Raw genomic sequence first — 26,644 nt, 5'->3', positions numbered from 1 at the left:
TTACCCCTTCCAGCCATGACATTCCAGATCCATGTCTTGTTTTTTCACGTTTGATACGTAAGGATTGCCTTTCACATAAAAGCGGCGTGGACTTAATCCATCCTTTCCCTTCAAATTAACTCCAATCCGCGCAGAAATAGCTATTTCTCCAGGAATTTTATAATTATGTAAATCAACCGTTAGTGGACTTGTTTCCATTGGCTGCCCGTCTAAGTCTCGTGAATGAATTCCAAGAGCTTGTACTAATTTACCGGGACCGTTAGTAATATTTACCCCTGACATGTGCCGATTTTCGATCATTTTATCGATGTTTAGCGCCGGTTCTATTCCGCGAAGTAAAATTCCTTGAGGTTCTTCTGCATCCTGAACCACAATATCAAAACAATAATGTCCACGGATTTGGTATAGGTAGATATTCCCGGGCATCCCATACAAAGATTCCGAGTAGCCAGTGCGTCGTCCGTTAAAAGCATGCGATGCAGAATCTTTTTCTCCTAAATATGCTTCCGTTTCAACAATATAACCACCAATGATCCCATTTTCAGTTTGGTATTTTACTAGTTTCCCTAAAAGATCCTTCGCAATTTCGACTGTGGGCCGTCCAGTAAAAAATTGTTGATATTTTGTTAGCATATTTATTTTCCTCCTAAAAAGAACTATCCTAAACATAACACTAATTAAAGGAGATCGGCATGATGGAACTAAAAATTGAACGAATCTATACTAAACCTGTTGATTTAGATGGTTATCGTATCCTCGTTGACCGCATTTGGCCACGCGGGATTTCAAAAGAAAATGCACATCTTGATAAGTGGCTCAAAGAAGTCGGACCCAGTACTGAGCTGCGGAAATGGTTTGGTCATGATGTGGCTCGCTATCCAGAATTCAAAGAGCGTTATCTAGCAGAATTAACCAACAATCCTGTTTACTATAATTCATTAAAGGCAATTGTCCAAAGTCAGTTGCCAAGCCAAAACGTTATTCTCCTTTACGGGGCAAAAGATGAAGAACATAATCAAGCAGTTATTCTTGCTGACAAGCTTCGAAAAGATTTACAACTAATATAAATCAATAATTTTGTATTTTTTAGGAATAATTTGTTTTATAATAATATGTGAGGATTTTATTCATAATTCTCTAGTACCCATTGTTTCACTGACCTAGTTATAAGGTATCAATATTCCCAAAGTCCTTATAAGTTTTTTAGTGACTTTTTCTAATCGTGCAATTAGAATTACGGGTACCAATAACCCCCTAGTTTCATTTTGAAACAATTATCTGATAAGGTGGAAGTCTATTATTGAAGTGGTGAGTAGACTTCTGCTTTATATTTTTAAATCAATTATTTATCAGCCCAACTACGACCATCAAGCTCACCAGCGGCATTGATTAGACGTTGTGCTTGTTTAAGCATTAACTGATCTAATGCCCGGTAAAAGGCTTGATCTTCATATGTTGGGCTATTTTTCATTAATTTTGTTAGTTCTTCGTGTGCCCATTGTTGATTCTCATTCATTTTTAGTCATCCTCTTTTTCTCGTAGCCAGCCGATAGAAGTGTGTAAATCATCTAGCTCTTCTTGTTGATCTTGTAAAAGTGATAATAATTGTTCTAATTTAGCTTGTTGAAAAGGATCTAACTCGCGAGCGATTTTGGCATTAAGGCGACCGATAAACCATTGTATCTGGTCACTAAAATGCAAGAATTTATCTAAGGTCAAATATTGCTGATAGTGGATAAATAATGACTGTCGCTCTTCTTCACTCTGTTGGGCAAATTGATAGATCGGCAATGGTGGCAAATACTTCATCCTCATTGCGTGTGCTAAAGCCTGATATGGTCGTAAAATTTCAGCAATTGTATATCCTTGACTGGCACCCGGTTGAAATGCAGCCGCAGAATGAGCAACCGTCGTAACAATCCCTAATTCGCGGCCTTTTAGCAAATAGCTACTTGTAAGTTGTGAATTCCATACCTCATCAAGCCATTGCTTTAAGATCGCTGGCGCACTATACCAATATAGCGGAAATTGAAAAATAATTCGGGTTGCCGATTTAAGTAATTCCTGCTCTTGAGAAATATCAAAAGGTGTTTTTAATTCATGCCACATAACGTTATTTTCATCATCAGCGGCTGCCTTTAAAAACGATTCAGTCGATGAATTTGTAAGTTGAGGGTGAGCCACTATCACCAGTGTTTTCATCAATTTCACTCCTTTAATTCTGCAAGACCTTGTTTCAGAACATCTTCTGTAACATCGACAGTTAAAAATCGTTGCAGCGGCGTTTCACTATGACGATCCTTAAAAGCCATTGGTTCTGCTTTTAGAATTACAACAGTCAAGTTATTTTCCGTCAGCATTAACTGACCTGGATGATTAAATTTCCCCTTAGTATGTTTTCCAGTTCGCCAAGTATGCAATTTTGCCTCGCCATTTTGGTCAAATTTCAATTGATATTTTCCGCTAGCATCTGTTTCGACGGGAATCCCGGTAAACTTTTGAACATCATACTTATCTTTTTTACTCATAATATATCCTTCTTAGTAATTAATCTAATTTTACGGTTCAGCTTTTAATTGGTCCGCATAGGTATTAACCTCATCCTGTTGGTCTTCACTTGTGTAGTAATTATTTATCAAATTCGTAACAGTGGTATGCGTAGTAGTCATTGGTGCCCCTGTTACACTTTGATTTTCAGTTGGTTCAATCATTTTAATTGTGACATCATTACCTTTACGTTTAAACCAAATATAGCTAGTCGGATCACCCTGTGTTGTTACATATTGATAATCCGCAGTTTCACCATAACCATAATGTGTTCCGTAATACATTTCACCATTTTGAACCTCATTCTTAAACCAATCAGGGTTCTTTAACAATGCAACTAATGTTCCTAGCTGCTGGGTAGTTAATCCATCCTTATCCGTAAGTGTAACTTTACCACGCATATCAATAATTTGGGTGTTTTTTGCTACTTTCAAAACACGATTAACTTCCCCATGAGTTTTGGCATACGTCACCATTTCAGCGAGTGTTACGCCTGTTTTGCGAATACCGTTACTACTGTTCGCATAGTAAACCTTATTTTCGACAATTGTATAATAGGCTGAATTTAAACGATCGCCATCTTCATCACTTTGGGAAGTTAATTTAATCGTGTATAAAACTTTGGCGCCTTTAGGATAAGTCTTAGCAGAGGGTCCCTCTCCCCATGGCACTGCACCTTTATCATAAATCTTAACTGTTGCTCCCTGATTATTGTTTTCCATATCAGCAGAATAATCATAATCATTTGCTCCTGGCATATGCGCATCACGATAGTACAACACAAGTGCAGCAGTTTGCTCAAGTGTTAATCGTTCAGCGTTTAGTGCTGCATCATCCCTTGTTTGTTGTGTACTTGATAAAGAACTAGTCATACTACTAGTTGATCTATTAGTACTTGAGGATGTTCTCCCACAAGCTACCATGACCATCATCGTCAATGAAAGCATCAAAATTAGCGCTATTTTTCTCATAAAGATCCTCCCCACAGATCTTATATTTAAAGTTTTATTATACCTTAATCTCTAGGAGCCATCTAAAAAGCCTCCATAATTGATTTGGAGACTTCCTTCTTATTTTATTCAGTAAAATAATCCTTAATTTCTTTGTCTGACAAGTTAAACTTTTCTTTTATTTCTTTCTTGATTGTTGTTTCATCAATATTTAGCTCTCTCATTGCCACAATAGATGTTTTAATTATCGTCTGCTGATTTTCGTGTAATTTTTGTTCTCTTTCTTGAATTAGCTGTTCTTTTTCTTTGAGTCGATCCTGGCCTTCTTTAATTTCACGTTTACTTTTCTGAATCTCTCGTTTACTTTTCTGAATCTCTCGTTTGCCTTTTTGAACCTCGTTTTTGCCTTCTAGAATCTCTCGTCTACTTTTCTGAAGTTCACGTTTCCCTTCTAATATCTCCCGTTTGCCATCCCGTATCCTACGTTCACCCTCACGAATCTTTTTCTCGCGCATTTCTTGATCCATTTCATATACTGAACGTCGCATGTATTCCGACCTCCATTTCCGATTCCACTTTACAACTGCTATTCTCTCCTTTAATTTTACGACAAGCGGATCGGTCGCTTCAACTTCTCGCTGAGCAATCATATCTAAAAACGCCTGCATCTTAGGATCAACATCGTGGCGCAAGGAAGGGACGTTAAATAAGATATCGGTTTGTCCATCTTCTATAATTTGTTCGGGAATTTCATCAATATGCTTATGTAACACATAACGTTGCTGACCAAGTTGGAATGGGTCAAAATTGCAGAAGAAAATCACATAGGAATCATCAGCTTGTTCATATGGCTGCCCTTTATCATAGGCTTCCATTGAGCTGGCAGTTTGATAATAACGAATTCGTTTAGCGATATTGTGGTGATCAGCTACTTGCATCTCAATGTCATAATGGTTGCCTTGTTCGTCGGTCGTATAGATATCAAAACGCACTGCCTTAGCATCAGGTGCAACAGCAAACTCTTGCTGGTTATTAGGCAACTTAATCTTTTTAATATGCAAGTCGGGTAAGATCCGACGTAAAACTTCTAAACAAATATCATAATCAAGCATCACCTTATTGAAGATATAGTCATCGGCTAAGCCCGCCATCTCCCACTTTTTGCGCAAGAATTCATTCATCCTTATATCCCCCTGTTAAATAGTTCTATAAAGATATATACGTAAAAAGCAAGGATTTGCACTTTTTTACTCAATATTTTTCCAATGTATCATTAATGCATATTAATAATGCTTTATCTTTTGGCTATCGATAAGATCCGACTATAATAGATATTGAAAAGTAAATCTTCTTTATTAGGTATTATCTATGGTATGTGTAGATAGGATGTTGAAAGGAAGTAATACTATGTTCGACGTTATCTTTTGGATTCTTGCAATCTGGTTTGTAGTAAACGTTGTATGGATGTGGTTTGCCCTTAACAATCAAATTCTACAAAAGACATTCGCATGGATTAATGTATGTGCTATCGTAATTGGTTTTTGGGTATACTACGGCATGACACACGACGGCAACGTACTTAATGGCTGGTTCCTTACAATGAATTGGGTCAACATTGCAATTGCTGCTATCCAATTCTACTTTGGTTATCGTGAAAATAACGTTACCCACAACGGTCACACAACCGCATGATTGGTTTACTTTTCAATTACAGGGCTATGACTTAGGGTCATGGTTCTTTTTTATACAAAAAAAGGACATTTGCTGTCCCCTCGTTACACAATCAATTCACCACAAAAATCTTGAAAGAAGGTTTAAACAAATGTCCCATAATGATCCTATCCTAAATACTCTTGGAATTAAAGATAAAAATATTAAAATTATTGCTGTTGAAGAAGCTGAACGCTATGAATATCTAAACGTTCATCAAGCGTTCAGCTCTCGACAGTATCAATCTTTTGAAGTTCATCAACGAAAAACGTTGCAGTAAATTTACAATAAACCTGCTCAACAGTTAGGTTTCCATAGCTCGAATAATCGATTGTCTTTTCTATCCCACTTACTATGAAACTCCTTAACAGCCGCAAGTCGTTAAACTAATATGTTAATTTTTTCATATGTTTCTTCTTACGAAAAAAGCGCCACTCACGTAGCGCTTTTTTCGTTGCCTATCCACTAATATTCTTTCTTTTTAGTTGCTAAGCCAACGCCAAACATAGTAGCAAGTGCTCCTAAAAGAAGTATTGCTAATGATGATTCATTACCAGTTTGAGGCAATTTCTTAGTTTGTTGCTTATACTCTTTACGAGTCATTGTAACTGATTCAGGAGCAAATTCATTTTGAACAGAATCATTTGCTGATGCTTCAGTATTAGTTGAATTTACAGGAACCGCTACTTGATTATTGTCAACTGTTGTAGAAGCTGAAACAGATGTATCATTATTAGCGTTTAAAGAAGTGTGAGCGATATCGCCATTCTTTACAACAACAGTATCACTATTGGTTAATGAATTAGTGTACTTATTAGATAAATTATCTTTCCCTGACACAATCGCACTTTGACCAGATTGGCTTTGGTACTTTCCCAAATTAGTATCTTTTTCATCGCTTGATTGACTAGCGTTATTATGGGTAGCAGACTCATTCTTTTCGTCATCTGTTGATGGCAATACGATAGTATGATCCCCAGTATTAATAACGTCACTTGAATGATCAGTATTAGTTTCATGCTTAGGCATTAAGGTGGCTAATTCAGTATCAAGCTTAGTCTTTAAATCATTGTAGGCTTTAGCATCTTCCGCCTTCAACTGTGCTAGTTTATCGGCATTTTCTTTTACAAAAGCTTCATGTGCGTTTTGTAATTGCTTGATTTGAGCTTGAACAGCTTGATCATCAACACCAAGCGCCTTTAATTTAGCGTCATATTCAGATTGGGCGTTAGCTTTAATTTGCTTAATAGCATTTTGACGATCGGTTTCAATCTTATCAAGCTTAGCTTTATCGCTAGCTACTAATTGTTGATACTTTTCATCAAGACTCTTCTTTAATGCGTCAACATTAACTTGACTACCATTAGCTTCGGCAATCTTGTCATCACGAGTTTGCTTAGCTTGTTCAACAGCCTTTTGTAATGTTGCATCTGCTTGCTTAATTGCATTATCGCGAATGTTTTCAAGATTCTTCAAGTGATCTTGATGGGTTTGTGTCAATTGGTGTAACTTGCTGTTAGCATCATTTGTTACTTGTGTCAGATGCGACTTGGCATTGTTTAAAGCATCAGTGTATTGTTGTGGTGTCACTTGCTTAGTTTCAGTATGTGAGCCATCACCGTTCTTTTCATATGAAACAGCACTCATAAATGTTGGATCTTGAATTTCTTGGCCCATAGCATCGTTAACAGTTGATTGCAGTTCGTTATATTTGTTAATTACTTTTTGATCATTTGGCAATGTTGTCATAACATTCGACAAATCAGTAAATGATGATACATATGGCACATATCCATATGCGTCATATGTAAACGCATAAATTGGCATGTTGTGATCGAATAAATACTTTTCTCGACTACTCATTTGGTTATTAGTAAATTTACTACTATACGTAGATGGGGTGATCTTTTCGAATCCACCAGTAATATAACCGAGATCGTTATCCAAAATTCCACGTGCATGACCACCTAAACCATCGGAATAAATTTCACCATACCACATTGCTTGAGTCATATTGTAAGCGCTAATCAAATAATTCAACATAGTTGGCTTTGCATTAGCAACAATTGACGGCTCAACAGTCATAAGGTTTTCCATTTCTGCTTGTGTAGAACCGATCATGTAATTACCAGTTTGTAATCCTACATTGTCGATTTCTGGAAGTGCTTTATCGTAATCAGTGTTTGGATTAGATGATGGAATAGTGTGTTGATCATTAGTTAAGCCAGCATCAGTACGCATTTGACCAATCTTATTTCCGGCATCATTCATAGTAGTAGTGAACTTTAGTTCACGAGGTGTTTGATTCTTGAACTCACTAATTTTATTGGCTTCATTCCAAACATCTCGATCATTGTTGTAGATCCAATTACGGAATGAATTAGCCCAGCTAGTCATAAATGCGCGAAGTGTTTGCTTTTGTGCTTCAGTGAATCCATCAGGTGATACTACGTCAGATGAATCAAGATCTGGATTATAAATCAACAACCCAGGCTGAAAGTCGGTTGGCATTTCTGAGACATTAGTTGGAACATGAGTAAAGTCATAAAGGCCAGTATGGTTTGCAGCATCATCACGATTATAAGGTGTTTGGCCAGGAAACATTCCCATAATTGTGTTGTAATAGGTCTTATTTTTAAAATTAGATGCTTGCATATATGGAATTGTTCCCCAATTAGTGAGCCCTGTAAATTCAGTACTATTCTCAGCCGCATTAGTGATGCGATCGATTGTCCGTTTTTGGCCCGGCACTGTTACGGTTTGAGTAGTAGTGTGGTCCTTAACATTTTGTTGCGCTTGATTTACCGCGTTTTGAGCGACAGTTACATCATTTTTTACTTGTTGTTGATTAGCACTATATGTATTGTTCTCGTTATTAACATTAGCAGTGTAATCCGCATTTGCTGCTGAGGTAGCTAATTGATGAGTTGCGTTAGCTGAATCAACAGCTGCTTGATAGTTGCTATTAGCAGCACTAATAGCTGCTGCTGAGTGAGCTGCAGCTTCTTGCACTTGTTGCTGAGCTTGAGCAATTGCTGCTGCATTTGCAGATTGCATTTGAGCTTCACTAGCAGCGTTAGCTTGTTGAGTAGCACTAGTTGCAGAAGCAGCTGAATTATTAACGACTTGTGTTTGACTTGCTACAGAAGAAGTCATCGCATCAGAAGCAGCTTGAATTTGTTGTTCAGCTTGTTGCTTCTTTTGTGCGTATTGATTTTGAATATCGGCAATTTGTTGGCTTGTAGTATTAGCGCTTTGCTGATTTGCTTGAGCATATGAGTTAGCTGCATTAGTTTCTTTAGTAGCATTAGCAGCTGCTAAATCTGATAATTGTTGTTCATTTTGTGAAGCTTTTTGTTGATAGGCGCTTTGGCTGGTTTGTTCACTTTGTTCATTGCTATTTTGAACTGGTGTGGCATCAGCATGAATATTGGTAGCGCCCAATGTTGTTAACACTGCAACTGTAGATAATGCCATTGTGCACAAAAACTTACCATTCTTAAATAATTTATAATGTACTTTATTTTCCATCTTAAAAAATCCCCCATTTAATCATCAATAGCCTTGTCAAATTCATATCTTCTTGATTGACCATCTGGAGTAGTCACGATGTCAGTCCCAAGTTGATGACCATCGACTACCTGTCCAGACATTGTAATGTGGTGCGTATTTCCTTCATCATCTACTGACGTACTCTCCGCATTAACTGTTTGACTATTTGAATCCGAACTATTACTTTGTGCATCATCCGTTAACACTGAAGCATTTTGTTCAGTGTTAGCGGATGATGCATTATTTGATGACACAGTAGAACTACTTGAACTACTGCTATTTGAATTCTTCTTTTCATGATATTTAACTACTCTTTTTGAAGAACTCACACTATTCTTTTCATTACTTGCAGACCTTGAATTATTTCCACAAGCCGCTAGTGACAACGCAACAGCTACGGAAGCGGTCACTGCCAAGATTCTCTTCATGACAAAATCCTCCCTAACTATTTCCTCCTATTTTTATATAAAATCATTAACATAATCCGTTTTTAAAATACCACTATATTAACAGTTTTCAACTGGATAACTTTTATATTTATCGCTTAATATTTACAGTTATCCCTTATTTTTGTTTGCTATTAACGATAAGCAAAAAAATTTAAAAAGAATGTATCATACAATCACATTTTAATAGTGATAACTATTCGTCTGTGCACATATGCATTAATAAACAGTTATTATAATCGAAAACTATTTCCAAAAATCGTTATATCAAGCGAATTTTTCAGTTATCTTTAATAAAAAAGAAGGTGACTGTTATCGCAGATATTGGGGACAACATGAGAGCAATTCGAAAGCATCTTGGTGTAACACAAGAACGTTTAGCCGAACTTAGCGGCCTCTCCGTTAACTTCATTTCACGACTTGAACGAACCAATGACCAAAATGTAAGTTTAAAATCTCTGAGACGAATTGCGAATGCTTTGCAAATTCCAATAACACAACTACTTGAAAATACAAATTTTAATAATAATGAGCCTTCTGAAACTCAAAATAATTATTATAAGGTTGATCAACTATGCTTTGAGTTAAAATCAAAAGATCCGAAAATAGCAATTGAATTAACGGATTCATTTTTAAATATCCTTAAATACACAAAATAATTATTTAAACGTTACAGCCCCAATCTAAAAACAGATTGGGGCTGTTACTATTCGAGGCTAATCGCCTCGCTAAAACCTTTGAATAAATTCAAAGGAGTTATTTTATATGATTTTAACGCAAGAACAAATTGTTCCGCTTCTCAACAAACTATTACAAACCGCCTGGCAAGATCATCAGAAATACTTTTCATTAGAGCAAAACCAAGTAACCCAAGAGCAGCTCATCCAATTGGAACATAGCTGCCGGGAACTAACGACAATTACTCATGATTTACAGTTGCTTATGAGCTTACCAACCGACACTACTTACTATATTAGGTGGCAAATCAACATTCAAGAAGCGGAATTACCAGATATAAATCTCAATATCCGCCCTGTTACGCCAGCTTCACATCATTCCCTTAGAGTCTCACCACAGCTGACCGACCTTTTTATTGACTACTTTGTTAAAGTTGGCCGCATCCCTAATCCGTGGTTAATCAGCTAACTAAAAAAGCTCCTCAATCGTGAGGGGCTTTTTTTTACTTCCATGCCGTAGAGATTAACTCTCCACCCTACTTCTTCCCAAACAAAGCTGCCATCTTTGCTGCTACTTCGGGATCAAGATTATCGGCAAGCGTACTTTCATTTGATTTTTGTTCATTTTGCTGATTGGTGATCGTTTGCTTAAGGTCATCAATGACTGCTTGTTCACCAACTTCAATCGGATTAACCGTTAACCGGCCACCTGCTGCATCAGCATGACCGCCACCATTAAAGTATTTCTCAGCAAATTTAGCCACATCTAACTTTCCGTTGCTTCGAAGCGACACGCTAACCGGACTGACTACCAAAGCCGCGTCGACTTCTGGATGTTGCACTAATAATTCGTGGGCAATTTCAGATTTATAGTCACTTGCATATACGACCCCAAACTTATGATCATCGATATCTGTAATTAAAACATCTTTCAAATGGCTCTTAAGGTACTTTGCCCGCCGTTCGTTTAGGGTCCGAATCAACAGCCGATTTTCTTCCTGATATTGTTGCCAGCTGGTATTAAAAACATTTTGGACAAACTCTTCCGAATCTTGGAGAGGGTAAAACCAAAAGAGCTGATCAAGATTATCAGCATCAATTCGTTCCTGCTCATTCATTTCTGGATCATTTTGCCAATCCCAAGTGTCATATGCCCTAATCAATTCCACAAGATAAGCAAGGTCTTTTTGCCGTTGCTCATCAACCTTTGCAAAAGACGATTGTTGTTTTAACCAATCCCATACCAAGCTTGTGGCACTTGGGTTAACTGTTGAATCAGCAGGTACGATACTATTGGCCGCATACTTTTGTCGTAGTTCCGCTTCACTTTCATGATGGTCAAAGATAAGCCAATGATTAGCGAAACGTTCATTCAATAACTTAAATGAATAATCGCTATCCGGCGTCATATCCATGATGTAAACATCTGTAAAGCGCCCTACTTCCGCTGTTTGCATCCAGCGACTTAATTCTTCATCGATTCGTCCAGCGCCACAGTTTGTCATCTCAAATTCTGTGTCTTCAAACATTACTGGTTGTAGTGTTTTTAATAATAATGGAGCCCCGAATCCATCTAAATCATTGTGGGAAAATAATTTTATTAACCGTTGTGCCATTTTCGATCCTCGCAATTCTGATTTTGTTTCTTATTATACCGTAGAAAATCGGCTAAACCACACTTAATTACTGACATCACGCTAACGAACTGCTATCATTGAAATTAGTAACTTATTTTAAGAAAGGAAAACAATATGGAAGTTTATGATTATCGTCAAGAATTAATTGACCTCTTAAATAATACCGCTGATGATCCACAAAGCTTACTGCAGACACAGCGGAGTCTTACCACCATTCTTAATATTTTAAATCATTATCAGGAAAGCAAACCCGTTAAACAAAATGCACCTCGGTTTGTTCAACGCAAAATTCAATCATCAAATGAATTGCCTCCGCAAGCACGCAAAACATTGAAGTCACTGCTTACTGGACCAGCGAATGATGAAGAAAAGTCAACATCAATAGCAAGACCCGCCGCATCTCCTTCAGTCGAAGCACCAAAAGAAATCACCGAAGAAGAACGCCTAGCAGCCGACAATCGCTACTTAGTACACCGGAAATTAAGCGGGGCCGAGATTAATCATCGTTACTACCCGGAAGCAATTCTGCATGCATTACCATTTTCCGTTGAGGATGGCGACATTGCCCAACTAGACTATGAGCAAAAGGTTCGTGGGCTTCCAGTTATTCGGCGGATCACCGGTGACCATCTTAGCGATTACACTCCTGAAAAAGTCAATGTGATTGAATATGGTGAATTAAAGCGCGTGCCCGGTTCCGATGTCCTTCAACTGAGTAAAACAATTAAGGGTAATTCAATCGTTGACAAAGCGCCAGAAAATACCATCGTAATTGATCCCTTTAAGTACCCGGGCCGCGATATTAAGCCTGGAATGGTTATTGATTTTGCCTACTATGATCGAGGAAATGGCCTAACTGATGCCAAAGATGGCGCGATTCGCTGGATTCATGAAAAGCAAGATTATGATACAACTAAGCAACCAGCTAAACCAAAAGTTGTTAAAAAGCCTGCTAATCCTCGTCATGATTATGAAAAGAAACTTGATTATGACCTCCATCAACGAAAGGTACTTGTTATTACCGGAATCCGTAGCAAGGTTAAAGGCCTTAAACCAGTCGTTGATAAACACCACGGTCTGTTCCGCGGATTAGACGCATCTGCAGAAGAAAAAGTTTCCAGCAGTAAATTAAAACGTGAAATTCGGGATGCGGACTTTGTGATTGTCTGCATCGATGCAATTCACCATCGGATTAGTCAACTCGCCAACCATCACGCTAAACGTTATGAGAAGCCACTCGCCATTGCAAATGTTACTTCTAATACTGCTGTTGAGCGAGCCATTGCCCGGGCATTAAATGGTGATCCTGCATACGCCGAAAGCAGCGAAGATTTGAAAAATTATAAATAATTTTTAATTTACTGTTGACTTTTATGAGAAATAAGTTAATATTAATGACAACAATTTAATTATTCGATCGCAATGAGAAAGAAGAGTATGTTAGACGATAGCTTCAGCGAGTCTCGTTTGGTGTGAGGAGACAGTTTTAACTCTAACTGAAAATCACTTTCGAGTCTACAGCTTAAATACCAGTAAGCTGTAGTGGTTACACCCATTATCGTGTCAGCGTATCGCCATTATGGCCGTACGTGTGAGGTATTGTTAGCAATAGCAGTACAATGATAGGGTGGTACCACGCTCAGCGTCCCTTAGCCAGTTTGGCTAAGGGACTTTTTTGTTGGGATCAGATTAGGAGGAGAAAACATGCAAGATTTAACATCGCGCAAGTTAACATTCAAAAACTATTTAGTTGTTGCATCATTGCTTTTCGGTTTATTCTTTGGGGCCGGAAACTTGATTTTCCCATTACACCTTGGTCAATTAGCTGGTAGTCATTGGGGACCAGCTGCAGTTGGCTTTCTGATTACTGGAGTTCTTTTACCACTTCTATCAGTTCTCGCCGTTGCTGTTACGCGTGCAGAGGGAGTCTTTGATATCGGTCGTCCGCTTGGCGTCGGTTTTGCCTTAGTATTCATGGTTCTTATCCACGCTACGATCGGTCCATTATTCGGTACACCCCGAACTGCTACTGTTTCATTCACAGTTGGGCTTGCCCCATTCGTTGATAAACAATATCAATCCCTTGCGTTGCTATTATTCTCAGCATTATTCTTCGGGGCTGCCTTCCTCTTCTCATACCGGGAAAATGACATCCTAGCTAATATCGGAAAAGTATTAAATCCCGTCTTCTTAGCCCTTTTATTCCTTGTTTTCGTTGTTGGTTTCGCTCGTCCGCTTGGTAACCCTGCTACCGCACCTACAACTAGCGCTTATGTTCATGGTGCACTCACTAACGGGTTCCTTGAAGGGTACAACACTATGGATGCTCTTGCCGGTCTTGCTTTTGGGGTAACAGTGGTAACCGCCGTTCGTTCTATGGGACAACGGTCAGCAAAAGATGTATCCAAAGTTGTTGCAAAAGCTGGTGTCCTCTCAATGGGTGCCGTTGCTTTTATCTACTTATTACTAATCCTTCTTGGCGCAATGTCTCTTGGTCGTTTCAAAGTTTCCCCAGATGGCGGAGTTGCCTTTAACCAATTAGTTAATGCTTATGCCGGTGCATTCGGACAAGTTGTACTAGCATTCTTATTAACTGTTACTTGTTTAACGACGGCTGTTGGTTTAGTTGCTGCTTTTGCTCAAGATTTCCATAAGCACTTTCCAAAGGTTAGCTACCACGTATGGCTTGCCCTTAGTTGCCTCGCCTCTTTCCTTACTGCTAATTTTGGCTTAGACCAAATCATCGCTTGGTCAACACCAATGTTAATGTTCCTTTACCCATTATCAATGGTGCTTATCCTTTTATCTGTGACATCACCACTCTTTAACCGTGATGGCGTTGTCTACTTCTTCGTGGTCCTGTTCACCGTTGTACCAGCTCTCGGTGATATGGTTGTTGCCTTCCCAGCGGTTGTTAGCCAAAGTTCATTTGGTTTATCTGTTGCCGCTTTACGAAATAACTTACCACTTGCAAGTATGGGATTATCCTGGCTTGTTCCAGCACTTGTCGGCTTAGTCCTTGGTCTCTTAGTTCACTGGTACCGTCATCAACGGGTTGCTTCCACCAGTATGCAAAGCGAAGTACATTAATAAGTGTTTTATAGGTTAAAAAAGCGTGAGAAATAGCTCATTACAAGAGTCGTTCCTCACGCTTTTAAATTATTATTTAACATTATCGTATTGGGCAAGATTAAACTTCTTAATCGCGTAAATCAACTTACTAGCATAATCTGGATCGGTTGCGTACCCATTCCGCTGTAATTCATAGGCTGCCTGGCGATAAGTTTTCGCTGTTTGTACCCCATGGAAACGTGCATGATTATCAGCAGTTCCATTTACAATGAGTAATGTGTGCGCATTAATTGAATCAGCCCAGCTATTGTAAACCGTAAAGTATTGTTTTACTTGAACATTTTTACCCCGAATATTTTCGGTCGTATACATTTGTACTTTTTCGTCGTCACTATTAGCTTTAATTCCAAATAAGTTATTGTATTTATTTGCTAACCGGCTCCGACCCCAGTTAGATTCAAGTCCTGCTTGTGCAATCGTAATGCTAGCCGGAATATGATACTTCTTCTGTTCACGTTGAGCAGCTGGTGCAATTTGCCGAACAAATTCATTGACGGTTATATCTGTTGGGTGGGTCTCACGTTGAATTTGGGGAGATTCGTGGATAATAATCGCCACAATCCCAAATAAAATAATCAAAAACGCAAGCACACTTCCACAAATGATTTTTGTTTCTTTTTTCATGATGTGTCTTTCCTTTTTATGAATTTGACGCTATTATAACCACTTCACCATGAGAAAGCGAGAATTTTACGATAATCCTATTTACTTTTAAGGTCCTTTTTATAGTTATTAAAGTATTTACTATCAGTAACCTTCATCTTAGGGAAGCTCTTGATTAGCCGGCGATGGTTCCAACTCAATTGTTTTTCAGTTCCATCTTGATTTAAGTGTTGAGCAAAATGCCGTTGCCAATCTTGAAGGTGATCTTTAATTGCCACTTTATCCTTAGGAGCCGCTTTTTCAAGTCGATTCAGCAGTTTCTTTCTGTACGCGGCCGCTCGTTCATCCCATTGCTGAGTTGTAATATGGAATTTTTCCACACTAATAACGCTGAGGATAGTGTCAGTTCCCATCACGAGGACAATAATTAGGGCAAGCATCCCGTGAGTCCATGATTCTTCCCAATTAATAATCCGCTGAATAAATGGTTGAACGAATTTAACCAACAAAACAACGCCAATCCCCCAGAAAAATGAAATTTGGGGAGCAACTCTTCCTTGAATGTTTCCTTTTAGATGCGAATAGTCCCATAACTTCATATGAAAAAGTTTTTCGAGCAGCCAGCTTGCTACATACTCAAAGATCGAAGCCACAATAAACCCTACTACGAATAGCAGAAAAATATTATTTTGGAATGGATAGGTAGTAATCAAAATCGTCGTAACGGCAAATCCGTACACCGGACAATAAGGGCCAAATAAGAATCCCCGGTAGGCAAAATGATGGTCCTTAATCGAGCAGTAGCAAGTTTCCCATAGCCAGCCAATAAATGAATAGGTAAAAAATAAGACAATGATTTCAGAAATTGAATAGGGCACTCGTTTCCCCTCCTTTTTGAATTCATTGTCTCATATATTTCTATTTCAAGCTAAGTTTTTCAACGTTAAGGATCTTATCAAGCCATCCTTCAAAGAATCCTTGTTCGTGACTAACTAAAATTAAATTTCCCGGGAAATCTTGCAGGGCTTTCTTCAAACCTTCCTTAGTTTCGTCGTCCAGGTGGTTTGTCGGTTCGTCCATGATAAGAAAATTACATGGAGTTAATTCAAGGATTGCCAACTTAACTTTCGTCTGCTCTCCACCAGACAAAAGGTTCATTTCCTTCATCGTGTTGGCGGCGTTAATCCCTGCCCGCGCCAACTTTGTTCGAATCGTCCGTGGTTGCATCGTTGGGAACATATTTTGAATTGTTTGCAGTGGTGTAAGGGTTGGGTCATCCCATTCCAAATCTTGGTCAAAGTAATTTATGCGAGCTGATGGGGAGAAGGTTGCTGTTCCGCCCAGTGCTGGAATTTTCTTTAAAATTGATTTAATCAAAGTTGACTTACCAACCCCGTTAAATCCAGTGAACAATAATTTTTCACCCATTGTCATCGAGAAAGTTACCGGTGCCAGTAATGGTCGGTTATAACCAACTGATAATTTTTCTACCCGCAGTGCATTCGCTGATCCAGTATTTTCATATGGAAAATGGAAAGTTGCTTTTAGATTATCTTCGGGTGGATCAATCTTTTTCATCCGCGCAAGCATCTTTTCCCGCGATTTAGCCATAGTTGATTTTGAACCGGCCTTGTTTTTCCGAATAAACCGTTGTGCCTTTTCAATGACTACTTGTTGCTTCTCATATTCCCGCTCTTGAGCTTCCTTGCGCTCTTCCTTTTGACGCATCGCTTGTTGAAAGCTCCCGCGGTATTTAGTAATTTTACCAAATGACACATCACAAATAGTATTCGTGACTTGTTCAAGAAAGTCATAGTCATGCGAGATGATCATTGCGGCACCATCAAAATCATTAAGATAGTCGATTAACCATTCAATGTGGGCTGTATCAAGGTAGTTTGTCGGTTCGTCTAGTAAGATGACATCTGGATTTTCCAATAGCATCTTGGCAAGGATAATCTTTGACCGTTGTCCCCCACTCATCTCAGAGACGACATGATCCTTACCAATATCAGTTAATCCTAGCCCATTCATCACTCGTTCGACTTCCGTTTCAATTTCATAGAAGTTATTAGCATCAAGTTTTTCTTGGATTCGGCCTGCTTTGGTGAGGAGCTCATCATCCATCTTTTCTGCATAATCCGCATAAAGCTTATTCATCTGGTCATTAAGCTGATAAAGTTCCGTGAAAGCAGTATGAAGGAAGTCAATCAAGGTCATCCCCGCCGGAATATCTACATACTGGTCTAAGTATCCAATCTTGACCCCTTTTTGCCATTTGATAGTGCCATCGACCGGGAGAGTTTTCCCGATCAAGATTTTAATCAAGGTACTCTTCCCGGCACCATTTTGCCCGACGATCCCCATGTGTTCGTGCTTTTCTAGTTGAAAGCTGGCATCTTCATAGAGCTTCTTATCGGCATAGCTCATCGTCAGTCCTTCAACATCTAATACTGCCATTATATTCTCTCCTCTTTTTCTTACTTATTACGAGCTAAAACTGCTATCCATACTATCATATTTTAGGCCCGAGCTTCAATTTATTGGGATAATTCCAGCAAGTAAGTTATTTACCAAAACTATTGATATAACAAGCATGCAACAAACCTTTGCTAGTTTTTGCTTGATAAATTTCATATACTTATCCAAAATACTAAATAAAGATGAGGTACTCTCAAAATGTTACTATTCCAACTCCACGATATGATTAAGCATAATTATGAACACGGCTTATACTCTCAAGATTACACTTCTAAATCGAACAATTCTAACCCCTCTAAAATTAAGGATTTAAAGAACTTATCTGACTTTCAAATGGGAAAACATCAGGCATACGAAGATTATCAAATTAGCAAAAAATTTAGATTTTATCCGAAATTACCATTTGTACTTTTAAACTTAATTTCTGGAAATAGAATGCAAGAAGTCATAAGTTTTATAAATGGCTATAATCATGAAAAACATAGACTTAAAAATAAATAAACTAAACTTCAATAATTATCTTTAGCTGGATTTACAGATTAAGAAAATCTTTTATGAATATAGATTCCTTCAGTTAACTTGCTAATGAATTAATCATATTTATTGGGCATCGAAGCAACAATGTGCTTTGATGCCTATTATTTTTGTCGCATATAATTGACACGAAATTCAAGTAATGATAAAATTTTCAGCATAGATGTCACATATATGTGTCAAAAGGAGGGGAGCCAATATTTGAACCGTGTTAAACAATTTCGAAAAGATCAAGGATTATCCCAGTTAAAGCTAGCTCAAAAAATTGGAGTAGCTCGTCAAACTATCAACTTAATCGAAAATAATAAGTATAATCCCTCGTTAGAACTTTGTATTAATTTAGCTAAAGCATTAAATACTGATCTTAATTCACTATTTTGGGAGGAACATACGGATGAAAGAAACAATCAGCACCAAAATCATTAAGTGGTTTTACGATATTCATGGACCATTAGATGAATATCGCCGCAATGAACTCAATCGAATCGGTAATAATATTGCCATATTTTTATTATCAATAAATCTATTATTAAGTTTTATTGCTAGCCTTTTAATGCTTAATACTAATAATTCTGAACTTACTCTTGATATCGTAGTAAGCGTCCTACTATTAACTGTTTTCGCTTCTTCAGGCTATATTCTATATGAAACTAAACGACATCATTTAACAGAAATTGATGTTGAAGCCAAACAGGAGGGCAAGACTAAACAAAAATTTATTAAAAGAGCAATTGGCTTAGGAATTTACTTTGCAATTGTAATGTATGGATTAACAATCCTTATCGATTGGCTGCCTAATAAAGGGGCCTTAATTCCATTACTTACAGAACCTTCTACAATTAGTAGTGCTATTTTCAGTGGCCTTATCTACGGACTATTAATGGGTACTTGGGAAATACATCAAATCAAAAGTGATCCTAATGATAAAAAGGTAACTCAAAATCACTTACATCAAAAATATTGGTTAATTTTATTTATTATTGTTATCACTGGTCTCCTATTAATACACAAGTAATCATATTCATTAAAAATATACCAAAGTTGGACACGTCACTTTTAATGACAAAACTCGAAAGGCAGTAGTTCGTGCGTATGCTGAAGAAAAAGGAATTATTCCAGATACTGCAAAGACCTTTGATAATACTGATGACGCAATGAGGGAATTTTTCAATGACAAACAATAATTGAAAAGTTAGTTTTGACCGTCAATTTCAACTTGATATTGATTTTGACTAACACATTTCTCGATTTCATTTTAGTTGTTTTCTCAATTTTAAATACTTATCAATTGAGCGCCCCAATTCAAACACAGAGCCTATAAACAGAAAATTAACAATTGCGTTTAACCAGCTCCACGGAATCATATGTCTTAAACAAAATCCAGCAATTGTTAGTATTATCAAAAATGAATAAATACAAAAATCGCTTCTAAGCTCTTTCATTTCCTTTTGAATCTCGTCATTAGATTTCGTCATAATAGTTCCTTTCTCGGGAAGAATAATTATATCTAGTCATAATACCATATGCCAATGTAGATACCTTAACAATATCTCCTTAATTTATGGTTAGAAAAAACACATCATGATGCAGCCTTCATGATGTGTTTTTTCTAACCATAAACTTTTTGAATCACTTGAAGCTTAATTAATGCATAAATTCGTTCAACATCACTTTCTGTTCCACGGGATTCAAAAGCTGTTAAAAATGGTATTTTATAATGATTTGCATAGGCTCGGGCAGTAATAGCATACATTCCACTTGATGCATCACCAGCTCCAATAAAACCTAAGCATTTTTCATAATTATTATGTGTTTTTAAGTGATGATGCATGGGTGTCGTCAAAATTTCTATCCAATGTTGAGCAAAAGTAACAGTGTACGTAGGCAAGATCACAAAAAAGTTACTTCTTAATTCAATTGGTGAAGTATCTTTGCGAATTTCTGAAAGAGAAATCAGCGGACTATCTTCATTAATACAATGTTGCTGTAATGCGTATTGTTGGAGACGTTCCACAAATCTCCTAACATTGCCTGAAATAGACATATAAATAACATGCACATACATTGTGCTCACTCCTTTATTTTCTCTAAATAACCCCTAAATCTAAACTTAAATATTATGAAGTCGATATTTCTTTTTGACTTCTTTTTTTACCCTTGAGTGAAGATGTTTTATTGAATATTCATTTTTAAACTCACATTTAACTAGCAATCTTTTCTTATTGTTATCAGTGCATGTTAACAAGATAAGATGATTAGGAGCATTCTTAAATACTATATCTACTTGCGACGGCATAATTACTTTAGTTGCGGTTATTGTATATTCCTTGACGCTTTTGCCATTAGTAACTAAAACAGTCCTACCTATTAATCTATGAGAAGTAAGTGGCGTAAATAGGGCAGTACTAGAGTATCCAATATTATGAGCGCCAATAATAAATTCATTACTTTCTTCAAAAGAATGCGGTACTAACATGCCTGCGCCTAAAGTATAGACATCATCAGCTGTATAAGCTGCTAGGGGTACATCCATTTGAAGGGAGGGAATTATTACTGCGCCCGTATAGATAGCAGTTGAATGTCGATATTGGCTAATAACATTAAAAAGGTTTAAATATTTAACATCGGGCCAATTATTATGGGCATTCGCCATCCGAATCTTTGCTGCATGAAGTCGCGGATGATAATTATTAAGTAGAACTGTTTCGCACATCACTTCCAATCTCGCGTAATTGAATTGAAGAACACTTAGTAAAAGTAACGCAATTATTAATAAATATTTCGAAGTTTTGGGAAGATTATGCATTAGTGGTATAGATGATGTCTTTTATCAATGATTAATTGAACTATTTCTGATACAGAAACAATCAGCAAACCATACCCCAGATTACGCAACCTGCGCTCACTTTGAGTACTATTGCTAGCTGGGAGAGTTTTGGTATAGTTTTTCGAATTATTATTAGGGGGTCGAAAAGTAATGTTACCGTAATTAACCGTCCAAATGACCATGATAAGTAAGACTTCAATTATCCTGATAAGATATCGTTTTTTCATACTATCCCTCTTTTTCACAAAGTATTGCTTCAATCCGTTCGTATTGTAGCAATTAAATTTTATTGAGTTAATAGATTTCGAGGAATATGTCCTATGAGTAGAAAAGTACCCTTAATATTATAAGTTGTACACGGTTAGTATATTTTCTCCATTAAGTTATCCTACATCATCTATACTATTGGAAGAGCCACTTGTTTAAGATAGTTAATTAAGGAGCTGAAGATGGGAATGGATATAAGAAAAATTACTACACAAAGTAGGATAAAAGAAGGGTTCATTATCACCTTATCGACAAAACGATTATCTGAAAGTACAACAAATGATATTGTGAATGCTGCAGAGATAAGTAAGAAGACTTTCTATAATTACTATCAGAATAAGCATGAATTGTTACGAGAGATTGAAAATGAATTACTAAGTGGATTAAAACAAGCACTGAACCAGGATAGGAAGAAATTAAGTAATTTGGGGCACCTTCCGAAAAGTGAAGAGATTAGGAACCTAGCTAATACGGCGTTCGACAAAACAATCGCTTATTGCAATGAGCATAAGGCTTATTTATCACGGTTGCTTTCTGACAATGGCGATATTCGCTTCTTGCAAATGATTGTTAAACTAGCAAACGATGAATTTGACGCACGAGTACCTTATTTATTTGGAAATATCAAGATAGCTAGTCGTTCAATTATGCCTTTTACATTTATCAAAACGATTTACGTAAACACAATCATCAACTTGCTTATGTTATGGGAATCTGACCCTGATTCGTTGAGTACGAATGATATTAAAGATATTGCTGGCTTGCTTCAAACAAAATCACCAGTTGATTTAATTGATATGTATAAAGAATATTTCGGCTAATGAAAAAGAATGGGAAATAATCTCCTCGACAAGACGGTGAGCTAAGCTAGAACTATAATTAGCACGGCACGGGCTGATTATAGTTCGCTCGAGCCTTGTGACGACGCGAAGCTAGTTCCACGTTATCTTTCTATTGTTCGCAGCCATAGTGCTTTGTCGCGTATGGAGAATTCTTATTCCAATAATTTGAAGAGAAAATTATTACAGCAATTTAACAATTATGTAACAACCGCCACCCTTAAGATATTTTTCATATCTTCTTCACAATATCATCATATAGTAAAAGAGTGCACAATTAGTTGCATGCATAAAAGAAAAACAAATAATAATTCAGGAGTGAATAATTATCGCTAAGAAAAAAACAATGTCAAAAGTCCTTGCTGCTGCCTTAGGTGCTGCTGGTGCATTAGCTGTTGCTAACACCGCAAGTGCTGACACACAAGTTCAAGTACAATCAGGAGATACAGTATGGGGATTCGCTCAACAATACGCTACTACTGTTGATTCAATTTCTACTGCTAACCAATTAGCTGACCCTAACGTAATCTACGTTGGTCAACAATTAGTTATCCCATCTTCTGCTATCAGTACTGCTTCTGCTGCCGCAACTGTTGCTGCACCTACTGCAACTGATAACGCTACTGCTAGTCAAGCAGCCGTTGAAACTACTGAAACAACCGCTGCATCAACTACACCAGTTGTTTCTACCACAAACGCAAGCAACGTAGCCGACCAAGCACAACCAACAACAGTCGTATCTGCTGCTTCTGATAACAACACTACTGCTCAAGTTAGTGCTGTATCCCAAGCTCCAGCCCAAGTAAGTGCTGCTTCTGCTCCTATTAGCGTTGCTCAAACTAGTGCTGCAAATACTAACAACAACGTTCCTACTTTAACAACAACTACTAACACTGCAGCTCCAACACAAACTACATACGCTGCCACTGAAGCAGTTGCTACTCCACAAAGCAACACTACTGTTCAAAGTACTGCTGCTGTAACTGCTACTCCAGCAACTTCAACTGCTGCTGGCCAAGGTAATGGTTCTACTGCTAATGCGGTTGCCGTTGCTCAAGCACAAATTGGTACTCCATACGTTTGGGGTGGTAACCAACCAGGCGGATTTGACTGCTCAGGCTTAGTTCAATATGCATATGGTCTTGGTTCAAACTACCGGACTACTTACCAACAAACTAACCTTGGTACTCACCAATACGATATCCAAAACGCTCAAAGTGGTGACCTTTACTTCTGGGGTCCAGATAGTGCTCCTTACCACGTTGCAATCGCTACTGGTAATGGTGGTTACATCCAAGCTCCTACACCAGGTCAAAACGTTCAAACTGGTAACATCAACTACTACACTCCTAGTTTCTACATCAGCATGAACTAGGATACGAGTAGTACAATTATTGAGTAAGATAGAGGCTTTTCTTCTACCTTACTCTTTTTTCTTAGCAAATTTTAATAATTATATTGACAGCTTTATTATCATTGGTTATACTTAACAACAATCAATTATGTAGGGAGTAAGTATAATGAACGTATATCAAACTATCAACGTTAATACTCGTTGGCAAAGCCGGTAATTCAGGTTGTTTCGTCATGGATGCGACCTGAAGAACAGATTGCATCTGTGCCGGCTGAGTTTGATGTTCATTTCAGTCCGCATGGATCCACATGCGGACTTTTATTTTGCCTTTCAAAAAGCGAGGGTCCGTCATGTGGGCTCTCGTTTTTTTATTATTTTGTGAGGTGAGATTTTAGATGAAAAGAATGTATAGTTTAATTGCAATTATTATCGCTTTCCTTTGTTTCGCATTCTTTAGAGAAAACAATGGATTCGTAACTAAGCAACGAATTCCAAAAGTCGGCGTGTTAACCTTGATGCACCACCCAGCGTTAGATGAAATTTACAAAGGATATGTTGATGAATTGGCAAAGGAAGGTTACCACAACGGTAAGAATATCAAGATTGAGTATCAAAATGCGAATGGTGACCAAAGTAATCTTAAAACAATGGCTTCAAAACTTGTTGATGATAACTCAACTGTTCTTTTTGGAATTACGACCCCTGCTGCTCAAGCATTAGCTAATTCTACTACCAAAACACCAATTGTACTTGGCGCTGTTACTGATCCAAAAGCAGCGGGACTAGTTAAAAATAATCAACACCCTGGCGGCAATATCACCGGAGTATCTGACCAAGCACCAATTCGTGAACAACTCAATTTGATCAAGCAATTCATGCCGCGAATGAAAACACTGGGGGTCATCTACACTTCAAGTGATGCTTCAGCAGTAGCCGGTTACCACCAAATCAAGCGTGAATGTCACAAGATGAATATTAACTTAAAGGCTTATTCAATTGCCAACAGTAACGACTTAAACCAGGTTTCCGAACAAATGCTTAGCCAGGTTGATGCAGTAATTGTACCAACAGATAATACGATCGCTGGGGCAATGCAAACCTTAGCTAAGAATGCCGATGCTGCTAACAAACCAGTCTTCCCGGCAACTGACACAATGGTTAAGCAAGGTGGCGTTGCAACTTACAGTGTTAACCAACGGGCTTTAGGTGTCCAAGGTGCAAAGATGACGGTTGCAATCCTCAAAGGCAAGTCAAAACCGGCTGATACTCCGATTGAGTACATGAAGCATGGGACTCCTGTTCTCAACATTAAGCAGGCTCGAAAACTTAATTTACAAATTCCCGCTCAATTTGAAAAGGATGCAGAAACGAAAGGAGAGGTTTACAAATGAATCTAATCGTATCATCAATCGGTCAAGGACTATTATGGGCTTTACTTGGTCTTGGTCTTTACCTGACTTTTAGAATTCTTGATTTTGCTGATATGACTGTTGAAGGAACTTTCCCTCTTGGGGCTGCTAGTGCTGTTGCCGCAATCACACATGGCATTAATCCCTTTCTGGCAACTTTAATTGCAATTGGTGCTGGAATGCTCGCCGGTTTAATCACTGGATTGCTCTACACTAAAGGAAAAATTCCCAGTTTATTAGCCGGAATTCTAACTATGACCGCCGCCTACTCCGTTAACCTCCGCATTATGGGTAAATCAAATGTTTCGTTGCTTGGTCAAAAGACTCTCTTTAGCGGTGAATTCATGCGAAGTCTGCCCCAATACTTTGACAGTGTCTTCTTGGGAATAGTTACGATTGCGATTATTACCGTAATCCTGATCTTCTTCCTTTCAACTGACTATGGGCAGGCTTTTATCGCAACTGGTGATAATCCTGTGATGGCAAAATCATTTGGTATTCATACCGACACAATGGTCATCATCGGCCTAATGGTATCAAACGGAATCGTTGGCCTTTGTGGTGCGTTGATTGCTCAAAACAATGGATACGCTGATATTAATATGGGGATTGGAACGATTGTTATCGCTCTTGCCTCAATCATTATTGGTGAAGTAGCCTTTGGTGAATTAACGCTTAACCAGCGACTTGTCGCCGTTACTCTTGGTAGTATCATTTACCGAATCATCTTACTTGCCGTGCTACAACTTGGTTTCTCAGCAAACGACCTCAACCTTATCTCCTCAGTTGTCCTTGCAATCTGCATGATGTTGCCACAACTTGAAGAACGCATTCACCTTAAAAAGCCAATTTTGAAAGGAGTCCGGCCTCATGAATAAACCTATTTTGGAATTACAAGGCGTCAAAACCATCGTTAATAAGGGCACATCTAGTGAAACCACTATTCTTAAAGGCTTAAATCTTAAAATCAACGAGGGAGACTTCATTACGATCGTTGGAACAAATGGTGCTGGTAAATCGACCCTTTTTAATGTCATTGGTGGAAACCTACACGCTGACGAAGGAAAAATTTTGCATAATGGACAAGATATTACCAATACGACAGAAGAACAGCGAACAGCTTTCTTATCCCGTGTTTTTCAGGATCCGAAACTGGGAACGGCTGCACGAATGACAGTTGCTGAAAACATGCTATTAGCAACTAAACGTGGTGAACGTCGCCATCTTATTCCCCGGAAGCTCAAAAGCAATATGGACCGTTTCACCAAGCTAGCTGCAACAATGAATAACGGTCTTGAGAATCGCATGAATACAGCTACTGGCGCCCTTTCCGGGGGACAACGGCAAGCATTAAGCTTTTTAATGGCAACAATCAAACGACCTGACATTATTTTGCTGGATGAACACACTGCTGCTCTTGATCCGCACACAAGTCTAAATTTATTACACGCTACTAATGAACGGATCACTAAAGATCATTTAACTGCCCTAATGATTACCCATAACCTTGAAGATGCCTTAGAGTATGGAAATCGTCTAATCGTGCTTAAAGATGGGGAAATCAAAGCAGATTTTAATGCAGAGCAACGAAAATCTCTTACCCCTGAGAAACTTTATACTTATTTTGAAGGATAATTTGACTATATACCATTTTCGATATATATTAAGTATATCGAATT

The 26,644-nt window shown here is 38.0% G+C and carries 29 protein-coding genes and 1 other annotated feature; of the genes, 15 read left to right on the top strand and 14 right to left on the bottom strand.

The features are described from left to right. Positions 1 to 633 (bottom strand): DNA-3-methyladenine glycosylase, encoded by a 633-nt coding sequence (locus LMB56_RS09215; RefSeq protein WP_029507864.1) that lies wholly within the window; start codon positions 631 to 633, stop codon positions 1 to 3. Between the two features lie 62 nt (positions 634 to 695). On the opposite strand from LMB56_RS09215, the gene LMB56_RS09210 reads away from it, so the two are divergent. After that, positions 696 to 1,067 (top strand): DUF488 domain-containing protein, encoded by a 372-nt coding sequence (locus LMB56_RS09210; protein ID WP_003669276.1) that lies wholly within the window; start codon positions 696 to 698, stop codon positions 1,065 to 1,067. A gap of 275 nt (positions 1,068 to 1,342) precedes the next feature. Here the strand turns inward: LMB56_RS09210 and LMB56_RS09205 are convergent, their stop codons facing one another. From LMB56_RS09205 to LMB56_RS09185, 5 genes are all read right to left on the bottom strand, one after another. Further along, the gene (locus tag LMB56_RS09205) at positions 1,343 to 1,516 is read right to left on the bottom strand and encodes a hypothetical protein (RefSeq protein ID WP_003675264.1); all 174 of its coding nucleotides are present in this window, start codon (positions 1,514 to 1,516) and stop codon (positions 1,343 to 1,345) included. A gap of 2 nt (positions 1,517 to 1,518) precedes the next feature. Then, the gene (locus LMB56_RS09200; RefSeq protein WP_229279276.1) at positions 1,519 to 2,202 is read right to left on the bottom strand and encodes an NAD(P)H-dependent oxidoreductase; all 684 of its coding nucleotides are present in this window, start codon (positions 2,200 to 2,202) and stop codon (positions 1,519 to 1,521) included. Positions 2,203 to 2,207: 5 nt separating this feature from the next. Then, positions 2,208 to 2,528 (bottom strand): DUF7671 family protein, encoded by a 321-nt coding sequence (locus LMB56_RS09195; RefSeq protein ID WP_019251959.1) that lies wholly within the window; start codon positions 2,526 to 2,528, stop codon positions 2,208 to 2,210. Positions 2,529 to 2,558: 30 nt separating this feature from the next. Next, positions 2,559 to 3,518 carry an Lreu_0056 family protein gene (locus tag LMB56_RS09190; RefSeq protein WP_229284102.1) on the bottom strand — a complete coding sequence of 320 codons (960 nt, stop codon included), beginning with the start codon at positions 3,516 to 3,518 and terminating at the stop codon, positions 2,559 to 2,561. 104 nt (positions 3,519 to 3,622) lie between these two features. Beyond that, on the bottom strand, positions 3,623 to 4,678 hold the full coding sequence (locus LMB56_RS09185; protein ID WP_229284101.1) for an Rpn family recombination-promoting nuclease/putative transposase: 1,056 nt from the start codon (positions 4,676 to 4,678) through the stop codon (positions 3,623 to 3,625). A 226-nt stretch (positions 4,679 to 4,904) separates the two neighbouring features. On the opposite strand from LMB56_RS09185, the gene LMB56_RS09180 reads away from it, so the two are divergent. Further along, positions 4,905 to 5,189, top strand: a complete 285-nt coding sequence (locus LMB56_RS09180; protein WP_011953591.1) for a hypothetical protein — start codon at positions 4,905 to 4,907, stop codon at positions 5,187 to 5,189. A 130-nt stretch (positions 5,190 to 5,319) separates the two neighbouring features. After that, on the top strand, positions 5,320 to 5,487 hold the full coding sequence (locus LMB56_RS09175) for a hypothetical protein (protein ID WP_229279280.1): 168 nt from the start codon (positions 5,320 to 5,322) through the stop codon (positions 5,485 to 5,487). 185 nt (positions 5,488 to 5,672) lie between these two features. On the opposite strand, the gene LMB56_RS09170 is transcribed toward LMB56_RS09175, so the two are convergent. Together LMB56_RS09170 and LMB56_RS09165 are read right to left on the bottom strand one after the other, a co-directional pair. Next, on the bottom strand, positions 5,673 to 8,738 hold the full coding sequence (locus tag LMB56_RS09170; RefSeq protein ID WP_229284100.1) for a KxYKxGKxW signal peptide domain-containing protein: 3,066 nt from the start codon (positions 8,736 to 8,738) through the stop codon (positions 5,673 to 5,675). A 17-nt stretch (positions 8,739 to 8,755) separates the two neighbouring features. Beyond that, positions 8,756 to 9,187, bottom strand: coding sequence for a hypothetical protein (locus LMB56_RS09165; RefSeq protein ID WP_229279272.1), 432 nt, complete (start codon positions 9,185 to 9,187; stop codon positions 8,756 to 8,758). Between the two features lie 323 nt (positions 9,188 to 9,510). On the opposite strand from LMB56_RS09165, the gene LMB56_RS09160 reads away from it, so the two are divergent. Continuing rightward, positions 9,511 to 9,864 carry a helix-turn-helix domain-containing protein gene (locus LMB56_RS09160; RefSeq protein WP_225420836.1) on the top strand — a complete coding sequence of 118 codons (354 nt, stop codon included), beginning with the start codon at positions 9,511 to 9,513 and terminating at the stop codon, positions 9,862 to 9,864. Positions 9,865 to 9,970: 106 nt separating this feature from the next. Then, complete coding sequence (locus tag LMB56_RS09155; RefSeq protein WP_229279271.1) at positions 9,971 to 10,351, top strand: hypothetical protein; 381 nt, start codon at positions 9,971 to 9,973, stop codon at positions 10,349 to 10,351. Between the two features lie 67 nt (positions 10,352 to 10,418). On the opposite strand, the gene LMB56_RS09150 is transcribed toward LMB56_RS09155, so the two are convergent. Beyond that, positions 10,419 to 11,498: a DHHA1 domain-containing protein gene (locus LMB56_RS09150; protein WP_229284099.1), complete on the bottom strand. Its 1,080-nt coding sequence runs from the start codon at positions 11,496 to 11,498 to the stop codon at positions 10,419 to 10,421. 135 nt (positions 11,499 to 11,633) lie between these two features. Between LMB56_RS09150 and LMB56_RS09145 the strand changes: the two genes are divergently transcribed. Together LMB56_RS09145 and brnQ are read left to right on the top strand one after the other, a co-directional pair. Next, a complete protein-coding gene (locus LMB56_RS09145; protein WP_107721163.1) occupies positions 11,634 to 12,869 on the top strand; it encodes a DUF2325 domain-containing protein in 1,236 nt (411 codons plus the stop codon). Between the two features lie 63 nt (positions 12,870 to 12,932). Continuing rightward, positions 12,933 to 13,172 (top strand) — a binding site (T-box leader). A 51-nt stretch (positions 13,173 to 13,223) separates the two neighbouring features. Further along, on the top strand, positions 13,224 to 14,609 hold the full coding sequence (brnQ, locus tag LMB56_RS09140) for a branched-chain amino acid transport system II carrier protein (RefSeq protein WP_229284098.1): 1,386 nt from the start codon (positions 13,224 to 13,226) through the stop codon (positions 14,607 to 14,609). Positions 14,610 to 14,681: 72 nt separating this feature from the next. Here the strand turns inward: brnQ and LMB56_RS09135 are convergent, their stop codons facing one another. The 3 genes from LMB56_RS09135 to LMB56_RS09125 all read right to left on the bottom strand — a co-directional run bounded on the left by LMB56_RS09135 (position 14,682) and on the right by LMB56_RS09125 (position 17,714). Beyond that, positions 14,682 to 15,275 (bottom strand): glycoside hydrolase family 73 protein, encoded by a 594-nt coding sequence (locus tag LMB56_RS09135; RefSeq protein WP_153702766.1) that lies wholly within the window; start codon positions 15,273 to 15,275, stop codon positions 14,682 to 14,684. 77 nt (positions 15,276 to 15,352) lie between these two features. Continuing rightward, positions 15,353 to 16,132 (bottom strand): putative ABC transporter permease, encoded by a 780-nt coding sequence (locus LMB56_RS09130; RefSeq protein WP_229284097.1) that lies wholly within the window; start codon positions 16,130 to 16,132, stop codon positions 15,353 to 15,355. 40 nt (positions 16,133 to 16,172) lie between these two features. After that, the gene (locus LMB56_RS09125) at positions 16,173 to 17,714 is read right to left on the bottom strand and encodes an ABC-F family ATP-binding cassette domain-containing protein (RefSeq protein ID WP_020843382.1); all 1,542 of its coding nucleotides are present in this window, start codon (positions 17,712 to 17,714) and stop codon (positions 16,173 to 16,175) included. Between the two features lie 219 nt (positions 17,715 to 17,933). Here LMB56_RS09125 and LMB56_RS09120 point away from each other — a divergent pair, with 219 nt between their 5' ends. From LMB56_RS09120 to LMB56_RS09110, 3 genes are all read left to right on the top strand, one after another. Continuing rightward, positions 17,934 to 18,236, top strand: a complete 303-nt coding sequence (locus LMB56_RS09120) for a hypothetical protein (RefSeq protein ID WP_019251948.1) — start codon at positions 17,934 to 17,936, stop codon at positions 18,234 to 18,236. A 234-nt stretch (positions 18,237 to 18,470) separates the two neighbouring features. Continuing rightward, on the top strand, positions 18,471 to 18,695 hold the full coding sequence (locus tag LMB56_RS09115; RefSeq protein WP_020843384.1) for a helix-turn-helix transcriptional regulator: 225 nt from the start codon (positions 18,471 to 18,473) through the stop codon (positions 18,693 to 18,695). Further along, positions 18,664 to 19,284, top strand: coding sequence for a DUF3278 domain-containing protein (locus LMB56_RS09110; protein WP_229284096.1), 621 nt, complete (start codon positions 18,664 to 18,666; stop codon positions 19,282 to 19,284). The genes LMB56_RS09115 and LMB56_RS09110 overlap by 32 nt, the downstream gene beginning before the upstream one ends. Positions 19,285 to 19,878: 594 nt before the next feature. On the opposite strand, the gene LMB56_RS09105 is transcribed toward LMB56_RS09110, so the two are convergent. Beyond that, the gene (locus tag LMB56_RS09105) at positions 19,879 to 20,334 is read right to left on the bottom strand and encodes a class Ib ribonucleoside-diphosphate reductase assembly flavoprotein NrdI (RefSeq protein WP_182587194.1); all 456 of its coding nucleotides are present in this window, start codon (positions 20,332 to 20,334) and stop codon (positions 19,879 to 19,881) included. A 45-nt stretch (positions 20,335 to 20,379) separates the two neighbouring features. Then, positions 20,380 to 20,982, bottom strand: coding sequence for a sortase (locus tag LMB56_RS09100; protein ID WP_229287865.1), 603 nt, complete (start codon positions 20,980 to 20,982; stop codon positions 20,380 to 20,382). Positions 20,983 to 21,551: 569 nt separating this feature from the next. Between LMB56_RS09100 and LMB56_RS09095 the strand changes: the two genes are divergently transcribed. The 5 genes from LMB56_RS09095 to LMB56_RS09075 all read left to right on the top strand — a co-directional run bounded on the left by LMB56_RS09095 (position 21,552) and on the right by LMB56_RS09075 (position 26,600). Next, entirely contained in the window at positions 21,552 to 22,184 is a 633-nt protein-coding gene (locus LMB56_RS09095) for a TetR/AcrR family transcriptional regulator (RefSeq protein ID WP_229284094.1), read from the top strand. Between the two features lie 364 nt (positions 22,185 to 22,548). Next, the gene (locus LMB56_RS09090) at positions 22,549 to 23,577 is read left to right on the top strand and encodes a C40 family peptidase (RefSeq protein ID WP_229284093.1); all 1,029 of its coding nucleotides are present in this window, start codon (positions 22,549 to 22,551) and stop codon (positions 23,575 to 23,577) included. A gap of 374 nt (positions 23,578 to 23,951) precedes the next feature. Further along, positions 23,952 to 24,947 (top strand): tryptophan ABC transporter substrate-binding protein, encoded by a 996-nt coding sequence (gene trpX, locus LMB56_RS09085; protein ID WP_229284092.1) that lies wholly within the window; start codon positions 23,952 to 23,954, stop codon positions 24,945 to 24,947. Next, positions 24,944 to 25,843: an ABC transporter permease gene (locus LMB56_RS09080; RefSeq protein ID WP_182578561.1), complete on the top strand. Its 900-nt coding sequence runs from the start codon at positions 24,944 to 24,946 to the stop codon at positions 25,841 to 25,843. Before trpX ends, LMB56_RS09080 begins: the two co-directional genes overlap by 4 nt. Next, positions 25,836 to 26,600, top strand: coding sequence for an ABC transporter ATP-binding protein (locus LMB56_RS09075; protein ID WP_003669785.1), 765 nt, complete (start codon positions 25,836 to 25,838; stop codon positions 26,598 to 26,600). The genes LMB56_RS09080 and LMB56_RS09075 overlap by 8 nt, the downstream gene beginning before the upstream one ends. Positions 26,601 to 26,644 lie beyond the last annotated feature (44 nt).

The sequence above is a fragment of the Limosilactobacillus reuteri genome (assembly GCF_020785355.1).
GTDB classification, from domain to species: Bacteria; Bacillota; Bacilli; order Lactobacillales; family Lactobacillaceae; genus Limosilactobacillus; species Limosilactobacillus reuteri_I.
This window is presented reverse-complemented; position numbering and strand designations above follow the sequence as displayed.

Coding starts and splice junctions, on each gene's coding strand:
- trpX (WP_229284092.1), top strand. CDS start 23,952: ATGAAAAGAATGTATAGTTTAATTGCAATTATTATCGCTTTCCTTTGT.
- LMB56_RS09190 (WP_229284102.1), bottom strand. CDS start 3,518: ATGAGAAAAATAGCGCTAATTTTGATGCTTTCATTGACGATGATGGTC.
- LMB56_RS09175 (WP_229279280.1), top strand. CDS start 5,320: ATGTCCCATAATGATCCTATCCTAAATACTCTTGGAATTAAAGATAAA.
- LMB56_RS09135 (WP_153702766.1), bottom strand. CDS start 15,275: ATGAAAAAAGAAACAAAAATCATTTGTGGAAGTGTGCTTGCGTTTTTG.
- LMB56_RS09200 (WP_229279276.1), bottom strand. CDS start 2,202: ATGAAAACACTGGTGATAGTGGCTCACCCTCAACTTACAAATTCATCG.
- brnQ (WP_229284098.1), top strand. CDS start 13,224: ATGCAAGATTTAACATCGCGCAAGTTAACATTCAAAAACTATTTAGTT.
- LMB56_RS09180 (WP_011953591.1), top strand. CDS start 4,905: ATGTTCGACGTTATCTTTTGGATTCTTGCAATCTGGTTTGTAGTAAAC.
- LMB56_RS09155 (WP_229279271.1), top strand. CDS start 9,971: ATGATTTTAACGCAAGAACAAATTGTTCCGCTTCTCAACAAACTATTA.
- LMB56_RS09125 (WP_020843382.1), bottom strand. CDS start 17,714: ATGGCAGTATTAGATGTTGAAGGACTGACGATGAGCTATGCCGATAAG.
- LMB56_RS09120 (WP_019251948.1), top strand. CDS start 17,934: ATGTTACTATTCCAACTCCACGATATGATTAAGCATAATTATGAACAC.
- LMB56_RS09210 (WP_003669276.1), top strand. CDS start 696: ATGGAACTAAAAATTGAACGAATCTATACTAAACCTGTTGATTTAGAT.
- LMB56_RS09090 (WP_229284093.1), top strand. CDS start 22,549: ATGTCAAAAGTCCTTGCTGCTGCCTTAGGTGCTGCTGGTGCATTAGCT.
- LMB56_RS09080 (WP_182578561.1), top strand. CDS start 24,944: ATGAATCTAATCGTATCATCAATCGGTCAAGGACTATTATGGGCTTTA.
- LMB56_RS09095 (WP_229284094.1), top strand. CDS start 21,552: ATGGATATAAGAAAAATTACTACACAAAGTAGGATAAAAGAAGGGTTC.
- LMB56_RS09185 (WP_229284101.1), bottom strand. CDS start 4,678: ATGAATGAATTCTTGCGCAAAAAGTGGGAGATGGCGGGCTTAGCCGAT.
- LMB56_RS09100 (WP_229287865.1), bottom strand. CDS start 20,982: ATGTGCGAAACAGTTCTACTTAATAATTATCATCCGCGACTTCATGCA.
- LMB56_RS09145 (WP_107721163.1), top strand. CDS start 11,634: ATGGAAGTTTATGATTATCGTCAAGAATTAATTGACCTCTTAAATAAT.
- LMB56_RS09165 (WP_229279272.1), bottom strand. CDS start 9,187: ATGAAGAGAATCTTGGCAGTGACCGCTTCCGTAGCTGTTGCGTTGTCA.
- LMB56_RS09215 (WP_029507864.1), bottom strand. CDS start 633: ATGCTAACAAAATATCAACAATTTTTTACTGGACGGCCCACAGTCGAA.
- LMB56_RS09110 (WP_229284096.1), top strand. CDS start 18,664: ATGAAAGAAACAATCAGCACCAAAATCATTAAGTGGTTTTACGATATT.
- LMB56_RS09150 (WP_229284099.1), bottom strand. CDS start 11,498: ATGGCACAACGGTTAATAAAATTATTTTCCCACAATGATTTAGATGGA.
- LMB56_RS09195 (WP_019251959.1), bottom strand. CDS start 2,528: ATGAGTAAAAAAGATAAGTATGATGTTCAAAAGTTTACCGGGATTCCC.
- LMB56_RS09170 (WP_229284100.1), bottom strand. CDS start 8,738: ATGGAAAATAAAGTACATTATAAATTATTTAAGAATGGTAAGTTTTTG.
- LMB56_RS09075 (WP_003669785.1), top strand. CDS start 25,836: ATGAATAAACCTATTTTGGAATTACAAGGCGTCAAAACCATCGTTAAT.
- LMB56_RS09205 (WP_003675264.1), bottom strand. CDS start 1,516: ATGAATGAGAATCAACAATGGGCACACGAAGAACTAACAAAATTAATG.
- LMB56_RS09105 (WP_182587194.1), bottom strand. CDS start 20,334: ATGTATGTGCATGTTATTTATATGTCTATTTCAGGCAATGTTAGGAGA.